Origin of the sequence: Saccharopolyspora elongata, from assembly GCF_004348985.1 — a bacterium.
GTDB lineage: Bacteria > Actinomycetota > Actinomycetes > Mycobacteriales > Pseudonocardiaceae > Saccharopolyspora > Saccharopolyspora elongata.
In genome coordinates this window covers 38,493-46,787 of sequence record NZ_SMKW01000074.1, presented here as the reverse complement: position 1 = coordinate 46,787, position 8,295 = coordinate 38,493, and the positions used below count along the sequence as shown (strand labels likewise).

The window sequence follows — 8,295 nt, the reverse complement described above, 5'->3', positions numbered from 1 at the left end:
AAGAGACATGCCGGAACTGCCGGACCACGGCAGCGTCACCCTGGCCGTGCTCGGCGCCGACCGGGCGCGGGTCTGCCCGGCGACGGAGACCTTCGAGTCACCGAGCGACGTCTTCGCACCGGCGCCAGGATCATCCACAGTAGACGGACTGACGCGACGCGGCGCCGGAGTGGTCGCGGCGGCCGTGATGCTGAATCCGGGTGAACAGCGGACGATCCGGTTCGCGCTGGCCTGGTACTTCCCGGTGCCGGACCGGGAAGGGCTGGCGTTTCTGGAGCACGGCCTGGAGCTGCTGCGGCACTACGCGAACCGCTTCGGCAGCGCGCAAGACGTCGTCGTGCAGCTGGCTCGCGAACAGGATCGGCTGCTCGGCGCGACGCGGGCGTGGACTCGCGCCTGGTACGAGGATTCGACGCTGCCGCACTGGTTCCTGGAGCGGATCGCCGCGAACACCACGATCCTGTCGACGTCGACCTGCTACCGCTTCGCCGACGGCCGGTTCTACGGCTGGGAGGGCGCCTACTGCTGCGCCGGCACCTGCACGCACGTGTGGCACTACGCGCACGCGCTCGCCCGGCTGTTCCCGGCCATGGAGCGGGACACGCGGGAACGCGTCGACCTGGGCATCGGATTCCACGCCGCGACCGGACAGCTGAGCATGCGCGGCGAGGCCGACCGCAGCCCGGCCGTCGACGGGCAGGCCGGGACGGTCCTGCGGATCTACCGCGAGCACCAGATGTCACCGGATTCCGGCTGGCTGCGACGCGTCTGGCCGCGAACCCGGCAGGCGGTCGAGTACCTGATCGGCTCCGACGCCGAGCCCGACGGGATCCTCGACGGCGCGCAGCCCAACACCCAGGACGCCACCTGGTTCGGCCGCAACAGCTGGCTCTCCGGGCTGTACGTCGCGGCGCTGCGGGCCGGGGAGGCGATGGCCCGCGAGGTCGGCGACGACGCGTTCGCCCGGCGCTGCGCCGGACTGGCCGCCAGCGGGACCGAGGTGATCGTCCGGGACCTGTTCAACGGCGAGTACTTCGTGCACGAGCTCGACCCGGCGCACCCGGGCTCGGTCAACACCAACCGGGGCTGCTTCGCCGACCAGCTGCTCGGGCAGAGCTGGGCCGCCCAGCTCGGGTTGCCCCGCGTGCTGCCGCCCGAGCCGACCAGGTCGGCGTTGCGCAGCATCTGGCGGCACAACTTCGTGCCCCGGCCGATGGAATACCGGGAGCACAGCCCGATCGACGGCGGGCGGATCTTCTACGACGCCGACGTCCCGGCGCTGGTGATGTGCACCTGGCCGGACGGCGGCGGCGACGAGGCCGGCGACAACTGGTCGACCAGCTACTTCAACGAGGCCTGGCACGGCATCGAGTACCAGGTGGCCGCGCATCTGATCGCCGAGGGCATGGTCGGCGAGGGCCTGGCGATCGCCCGCTCCGTGCACGACCGGTACGGCCCGCTGCGGCGCAACCCGTACAACGAGATCGAGTGCAGCGACCACTACGCGCGCTCGATGGCCAGCTTCGGCACCTACCTGAGCGCGCTCGGCTTCGAACACCACGGCCCCAACGGGCATCTGGGTTTCGCCCCCAAGATCCGCGCCGAGGAGTTCGCGGCGGCCTTCGCGACGGCCGAGGGCTGGGGCCGCTACCGGCAGACGCGCAGCGAATCCGAACGCACCAGCACGATCGAGCTCCACCACGGCCGCCTGGAGCTGCGGACCCTCCGCCTCGACGCGACCACCGCCGAGCCGCGAGCCACCCTCGACGGCGCTCCGGTCGACGTGCGAGCGAGCGCCGACGAATCGGGCCCGCTGCTCCGATTCCCCGAGACCTGCACGATCAGCGCAGGTCAGTGCCTAGACGTCCACCTCTGACCGCCTCGAGTCGAGCGCCCGCAGCGCCTTCGCGTACCGGTCGACCGAGTCGTGCAGCTCCTCGGCCGACCTGCCGAGGATGGTGGGATCGCGATCGCCGGCGGCAGCGCAAAGCTCGTGCAACGGGGTCACGATCAGCTGGAAGGCGTCCGGGGTGTTGGGCCGGATCTTCGGCATCCAGTCGTCCGCGTCCCCCACCAGGTCCTGGTAACCCCAGTGGTTCGGCCCGTTCCGGATCAGCGTCTCGCCGAGGTAGCGAACCGCGCCCACGACGAACGGATCCTTGGCGGCCTCGCGGACCGCCGACCGGTCGGGGAACCGGTCGAGCACGAGCCGCCCCAGCGCGCCCAGGGAGCTCATGGAGAAGTCGAAGGGGAAGCCCTCCGGCAGGAACCCGGAACGCCACCGGTCGAGCGCACCGTCCATATCGGACAGCCACTGGTCGAGGAACTCCTTGGCCGATTCGGTCATGAGCCGGCGGTCTTCCTGCAGGTACCACTCGACCGTGCCCGGCTCCGCCGTCGGTGCCGCCCCGCGACGCGGCCACTCCACGTCCGGCCCGTAGAAATCGAGGCCGAACTCGTCGCGAAGCGTCCTGGCCTGCGCCGGCGACGCCAGGACGTGCACATCGTCCTGACATGCCTCCACCGCCTCCCGCCGGAGTTGGTAGAACACGCGCGGGTCGCCGCCGCCCGGGGTCAGGTCGATGATCTGCGTCGCCACTGCTCCCTGGTCCGCGTAGTCATCGGACTGGTGCTCGACCGACCACCAGACGGGCTCGCCGTTGCGCAGGAAGTGCAGGAACTCGTAGTCGTCCTCGTCGCGTACCAGCACGAGATCCGAGACGACCACCGCGCCACCCGTGCACGCGGACACTTCCCGTTCCAGCAGGTAACGGTAGTAGTCCTCGACGTAGTCGACGTCTTCACCGTGCACCGAGATCGCGATGCCGAATTCCGGCAGCCAACCGAAGATGTCGTGTTCCGCCAGCTCCTCGTCCAGATCGTTCCGCTTGCCGATGCCGGCCAGCACCTCGGCGGACTTCTCCTCCGCCACCATGCCCGAACGAACCAGCAGGCCGGCCAGCTCCCGAACCGTTCTCCTCGCCATGCCGCGAGATTCTGGCACCGACCTCCGACATGACGATCAAGCCAGGCCGCCATCCGCAACCGGTCAAACCCGTCCTACGGGCCGGGAGGGCTGGCTGCTCTCCCGATCATGCTCAAGGGCTTCAGCGGCTTCGACGCGAGCCCTGGGGCGCCTCGCACTCACCGGTCGAGGAAGCCGGTGACGAGCGCGGTCACCTTCGCCGGGTTGTCCTCCTGCACCAGGTGACCGGCTTCGCCGATCCAGGCCAGCTCGGCGTGCGGGATCCGCTTCGCCAGGTCCTTCGCGCGCTCCGGCGGCAGCCACGCGTCCTGGTCGCCCCAGGCGATCAGGACCGGGCAGTCGAGTTCCCCGTAGCGGTCCTCGACCTCGCGGGTGAAGCGTTCGTCGGCCTGGGCGATCTGCCGGTAGAACGCCGGCCGGCCCGCCTCGCCGAGCCAGGGCGCGACCAGCGCGTCGAGCACCTCGCCGCGCAGCTCGCGGTGCGCCGCCGTCGTGATGTAGCGGCGGACCAACGCCTCGTGCAGGTTCGGCGGCAGCGCCTCGAAGACCTCGTGGTCGTCATGCACCAGGCGGAAGAACTCCGAACCCCACGGGCGCACGCTCACCGCGTCGATCAGCGCCAGAAGTCCATATTGGACACCGTCCAGCAGCGCCGTCCGCAGCGCCACCGCGCCGCCGAAGTCGTGGGCGATCACCGATGGGGCGTGCAGACCCCAGTGCCGCAGCAGGCCCGTGAACACCTCCTGCTGGGCGGCCAGCGAGACGTCCTGGCCGTCGCGCTTCTCGGACTGCCCGTAGCCCGGCATGTCCCAGACGAACACCTGGTGCCGGGCGCTGAGCGCTCCGGCGACATCGCGCCAGACGTACGAGGAGAACGGCGTCCCGTGCATCAGCACCACCGGATCGCCCTGCCCCAGGCTCGCCCAGCGCACCGTTCCGTGCGGCGACTCGTGCCGCTCCGGCAGCTCCCAGTTCATCTCGACCTCCTCGTTACTAGCTCAAAGCCTATGGCGGTAACGTTACCATCAGATTCGACATGCCGGTAATCTGATGTCGTGGCATACGACCGACCGGCCGCACCGGGCGAGCTGGAAGCAGTCGAAGCGTTCGGCAACTCCGCGCGCTTCCTGCACGACGAGGACGCCTTCGCGGACGTGACAGGCGCCCAGGCCTGGCTGCGCGCGCACGACTGGCCCCAGGCGGCCGACGAGCTGGACGAACCCGGGCGTCAGGAGATGGTGCGCGCCCGGGAGGCGATCCGCGACCATCTCGCCGGAACCGGCTCCGCGGAGTTGAACCACTACGCGAGCCGCCTGCTCGAGGCACCTCAGTGGCAGGACGGCCAGGTGGTGATCCCGACCGCGCACGGGTCCGCCGTCGAGCGGCTCGTCGGCCGGCTCATCGCGACCCTGGCGGTCGACGGGCTGGCCGGCAAGCAGGGCCGGCTCAAGGTCTGCCGGGCCGACGACTGCCGCTGGCTGTACTACGACAGGTCACCGGGCAACAACAGCATCTGGTGCAGCATGGACATCTGCGGTGCGCGCCACAAGATGCGCGCCTACCGAACGCGCCGCAAGGCCTGATCCGACCGGCGTTCACCACGAGGAAGAGGACGTTCGATGCGGGTTGCGATCACCGGGCACAGGGGCTTGCCTGCGGAAACCGCCCGAATGGTGGCCGACGGGCTGCGCGCGGAGATCGGCGGCTACCAGGCCGCCGAACTCATCGGGCTCACCTGCCTCGCCGACGGCGCGGACAGCATCTTCGCGCGGCTCGTGCTCGACCACGGCGGCCGGCTCGCCGTGATCCTCCCGGCCAGCGAATACCGCGACTCGCTGCCCGAATCGCACCTCGCGACCTTCGACGCGCTCCGCGCAGAGGCGTCCGAGACCGTCGAGCTCGACTACGTCGCCGCGGAACCGCAGGCCTACCTCGCGGCCGGGCTGCGCATGCTCGACACGGCGAACCACCTGATCGCGGTCTGGGACGGCCGCCCGCCCGCCGGACCCGGCGGCACCGCCGACATCGTCGCGGCCGCCCGCGACCGCGGGCTCCCCGTCACGGTCATCTGGCCGGCGGGCGCCCGCCGCGCCTGACCCGAACGCTCGTGAGCGCTCACGGTTCTCACCGGCATGGCCCACTCACGACCCCGGGCAAGGATGAACGGAGCCTCCACTGCTCAGGGCTGTTGGCATGGTGGGGCGTAGGGGCGGTTCGGCAGGTACCACTGCCACTGTTGCGGGGAGATCGGGTCGCCGATCGCGTTGCAGAGCTCCGGGATGATCCGCGAGGGATCGGTGTCCCAGAGGTCGACGCCCGCGTCGGCACGGGTGACGGCGAGGGTTCGGCCGTCGGGGCTGTACGCGAACGAGTAGAAGCTCGCTCCGGCGCTGGGAAGGTGGAACTGCCGGACCGGCGCCCCGGGGACGGACACGTCCCAGATCTCGATGCGCTGTTCGGACGAGTCCGTTGTGCTGATCAACGCGAGGTGCGTGCCGTCCGGGCTGAAGGTCAGCTTCCCGCTCTCGCCGACGCGCACGTTGACCGGTTCGCCGACGAGCCGGTGCTGATCGACGTGCCACAGCTGGAGCAGCCCGGCGCTGGTGTACATCGCGAACAAGGCGCCGTCCGGCCGGTATTCGAAGGAATCGTAGGCGAGGCCGTCACGCGCGGGAAGGTCGTGCGTCCACAGTTCGGTGGGGTTTGCGGGATCGGTGATGTTCCACGTCCGCAGCTGAGTCCAGACTTCTGCGCGCTTTTCGTCGGGGATCGACTGGGTGCGATCCGCGCTCGCGGTGAGCGCGGCTCCGTCCGGGGAGAAGACGACCGAGGTCACAGTCACCGGAAGCTGGGCGAGCTGCCGCGGTTGCCGGGGATTGGCGATGTCATACATCCGGAGGGTGGGCGGCGCGTGGTTGTTGGCGTCCACACCGTTGTAGTCCGAGATGACGAGGATGGGTGCCGTCGGGCTGAAGGCCAGCACGCCGATGCCGTTGTCCAGTTCCGTGATGGTCGACAACGGCTCGCCTTCCGGATCGGCGGTGCTGCGCAGCCGCACGCCCACGTCCCCGTCTTCGCTGATGACCTCGGCCGCGGCGAGCATGCTGCCATCGGGGCTGAGCGAGATGTCCTGGCCGATGTACATGTTCGGTGCCGGGCTGGCGCCGAGTAATGCGCGGTTCTGCGGATCGGTCACGTCCACGAGCGTGTTCGTGGGACCGCCGGAGTAACTCTGGTACGCGATCAAGTGCCGTTGCCCGAAGGCTCGGTAGCTGATCTTGGCTCCGGGGGCCGGCGGCACCGGAAGGAAGGACTTGGCACCGGGCTGGGCGGCGTTGGAGAGGTCCCAGACCAGCACGCCGTGGTCGGTGGCCTGCAGCAACCGACGTGAGGTACTGGGATCGAACACGACCAGATTGCCCTGCATGCCTCCGGATGGTGCTGTGCTCGTGGCACCACGCCCGATCACGTCGGGGTTGTCGCGTCCGTAGGACCAGACCTGCCAGTTGACCCCGCACGCGCCGACGATGTGCTGGTTTGCCGGGCTGAACGCCAGCGAGGAGACGCCTTCCCAGCAACTACTCCCACCGGGGCCGAAGCCCGAGTCCTCGGTGGTGGCGCTGCTCAGGCGCGGATTCCGCGGATCCTCGATTCTCCACAGGTTCAGCTTGTCGTCGCCGTCCTCGGAATCCCCTGGTGTGGCGAGCAGATCGCCGGAAGCGTCGAAGGCTACGCGGTGCAGCGGTTTCGCCTCGCTCAATCGCCTCTCGTACGCCGCGCCGGCGAGTTCGGTGACCGGAACCGGACTCGCCGCATTCGCGACATCCCACAGCCGGACCTTGCCGTCGACACCCATGCTGGCGAGCAGTTTGCGTTGCGGCGCAACGGCAAGCGAGTCGACGGTCGCCGCATGTGCACCGAGCGTCGGCAGGCTCGTCGGCGCTTGGTCGCGGACGTCCCATAACAGGATTTCGCCGACCGCCGTGCCTGCGTAGAGGGTCGAGTCGTTCAAGGTGAGCGCGGTGATGGCGGCGTTCTGCGTCGACGCGGCGATCTCCCTGGGATGGGTGAGGTCCGTGATGTCCCACAGCCGCAGGGTGGTCGACCCCGAGACCGGCCCCGTCTCGGCGTTGTCGTACGTCGCGGCGGCGAGGGTTCTCCCATCTCGGCTGAGCGCAATCGGCCCGACCAGCTGGCCATCGATCCGCCCGGAGCCGGTGCCGCGGCCGTCGCGCAGGACGATTTCATTGCGCGTGGAGATCGCGAGCACCCGGCCGTCCGAGCTGGTGGCGAGGTCGGTGGCGGGTTGCCCTTCGTTGATGACGCCAGGGGTCTGCTGGCTGTTGGACAGCGCGTCGCGGCCGGCTTCCCGGTCCATCTGGTAGGAGAGCAGGCTCAGTTGTTTGGCCAGACCGGGCTGGCGTTCGCGGATCACCTCCGCCTCGGCCGCGAGGAACCGGGCGAGGTTCCGGTTTCCTTCCTGCTCCGCTTGTCGCTGGAACATGATCGAGCCGGCCAATCCCGCGGTGGCCAGCAGCATCAGCACCACGAGGGTCGTCCCCGCGATCCTAGCGGTGCGCATGGTTCTGCGGTGCTCGCGGATGTGCCCGCCGATCAACGTGTCCTTGTCCACGCCGTGCAGCGGGGCGGCGAGATCGGCGACGGCTTCGCGGAAGCGCGGATCCTCCCGGTCGATGTGCTCGACCTTGTTCAGGTTTCGCAGATCGATCCAGCGCGGCTCGTGGGGCAGACGATCACGCAGCACCTCGGGCAGCGCGTCGGTCCGCGACCAGTCGACCTCGCCGTTCTCGTCGAAGGCCAGGTCGCCGCTGGTCAGCGCGATGAGGAAGGTGTCCGCGGACCGCTCCCGCAGCCATAGATCGACTTCCTTCGCGACCCACTTGGACGCGGCCGCCTCGGGCGAGGCCAGCAGGATGAACCACCGCGACGCCCGCAGCGCGTTCTCGATCGCCGGCCACAGACCGGGGTTGGCCCCCATCGTGGCTTCGTCGCGGAAGACACGCAGCACCCGGGGCCGATACCACGGCTTGGCGAAGCGTTCCAGCTCGTTCTGCACGGCCGGCGCGAGCTTGTCGTCCAGTGCATGGCTGTACGAGATGAATGCGTCGTACTGCGCGTTCCGCTCCCGATTCACGGCGCGATTGTGGCACCAGAGTTCCGCCACCAAGCCGAAAACCGTTGCGAGGGACGGAATACATAACCCGAACAGACCACCCACAGGAGTCGTACGAGTGAACGGGGAAGGGCATCCCCGCCGAGTTGCTCGGTGGGGATGCCCTTCGCCCACC

The 8,295-nt window shown here is 69.4% G+C and carries 6 protein-coding genes; 3 read left to right on the top strand and 3 right to left on the bottom strand.

Annotation, left to right across the window (positions count from 1 at the left end):
* Positions 1-1,876 (top strand): GH116 family glycosyl hydrolase (locus E1288_RS36595; RefSeq protein WP_235884065.1); only part of this gene is annotated, 1,876 nt, incomplete at its 5' end.
* On the opposite strand, the gene E1288_RS36590 is transcribed toward E1288_RS36595, so the two are convergent.
* Together E1288_RS36590 and E1288_RS36585 are read right to left on the bottom strand one after the other, a co-directional pair.
* Positions 1,859-2,986 (bottom strand): hypothetical protein, encoded by a 1,128-nt coding sequence (locus E1288_RS36590; protein WP_132493267.1) that lies wholly within the window; start codon positions 2,984-2,986, stop codon positions 1,859-1,861. The two genes, E1288_RS36595 and E1288_RS36590, sit on opposite strands and share 18 nt — an antisense overlap.
* A 158-nt stretch (positions 2,987-3,144) precedes the next feature.
* Positions 3,145-3,963, bottom strand: coding sequence for an alpha/beta fold hydrolase (locus E1288_RS36585; RefSeq protein ID WP_132493266.1), 819 nt, complete (start codon positions 3,961-3,963; stop codon positions 3,145-3,147).
* A gap of 78 nt (positions 3,964-4,041) precedes the next feature.
* Between E1288_RS36585 and E1288_RS36580 the strand changes: the two genes are divergently transcribed.
* Together E1288_RS36580 and E1288_RS36575 are read left to right on the top strand one after the other, a co-directional pair.
* Positions 4,042-4,569, top strand: coding sequence for a CGNR zinc finger domain-containing protein (locus E1288_RS36580; protein WP_132493265.1), 528 nt, complete (start codon positions 4,042-4,044; stop codon positions 4,567-4,569).
* A 36-nt stretch (positions 4,570-4,605) separates the two neighbouring features.
* The gene (locus E1288_RS36575; RefSeq protein WP_132493264.1) at positions 4,606-5,082 is read left to right on the top strand and encodes a hypothetical protein; all 477 of its coding nucleotides are present in this window, start codon (positions 4,606-4,608) and stop codon (positions 5,080-5,082) included.
* 83 nt (positions 5,083-5,165) lie between these two features.
* On the opposite strand, the gene E1288_RS36570 is transcribed toward E1288_RS36575, so the two are convergent.
* The gene (locus E1288_RS36570) at positions 5,166-8,225 is read right to left on the bottom strand and encodes a TIR domain-containing protein (protein WP_165968449.1); all 3,060 of its coding nucleotides are present in this window, start codon (positions 8,223-8,225) and stop codon (positions 5,166-5,168) included.
* Between the last annotated feature and the right edge of the window lie 70 nt (positions 8,226-8,295).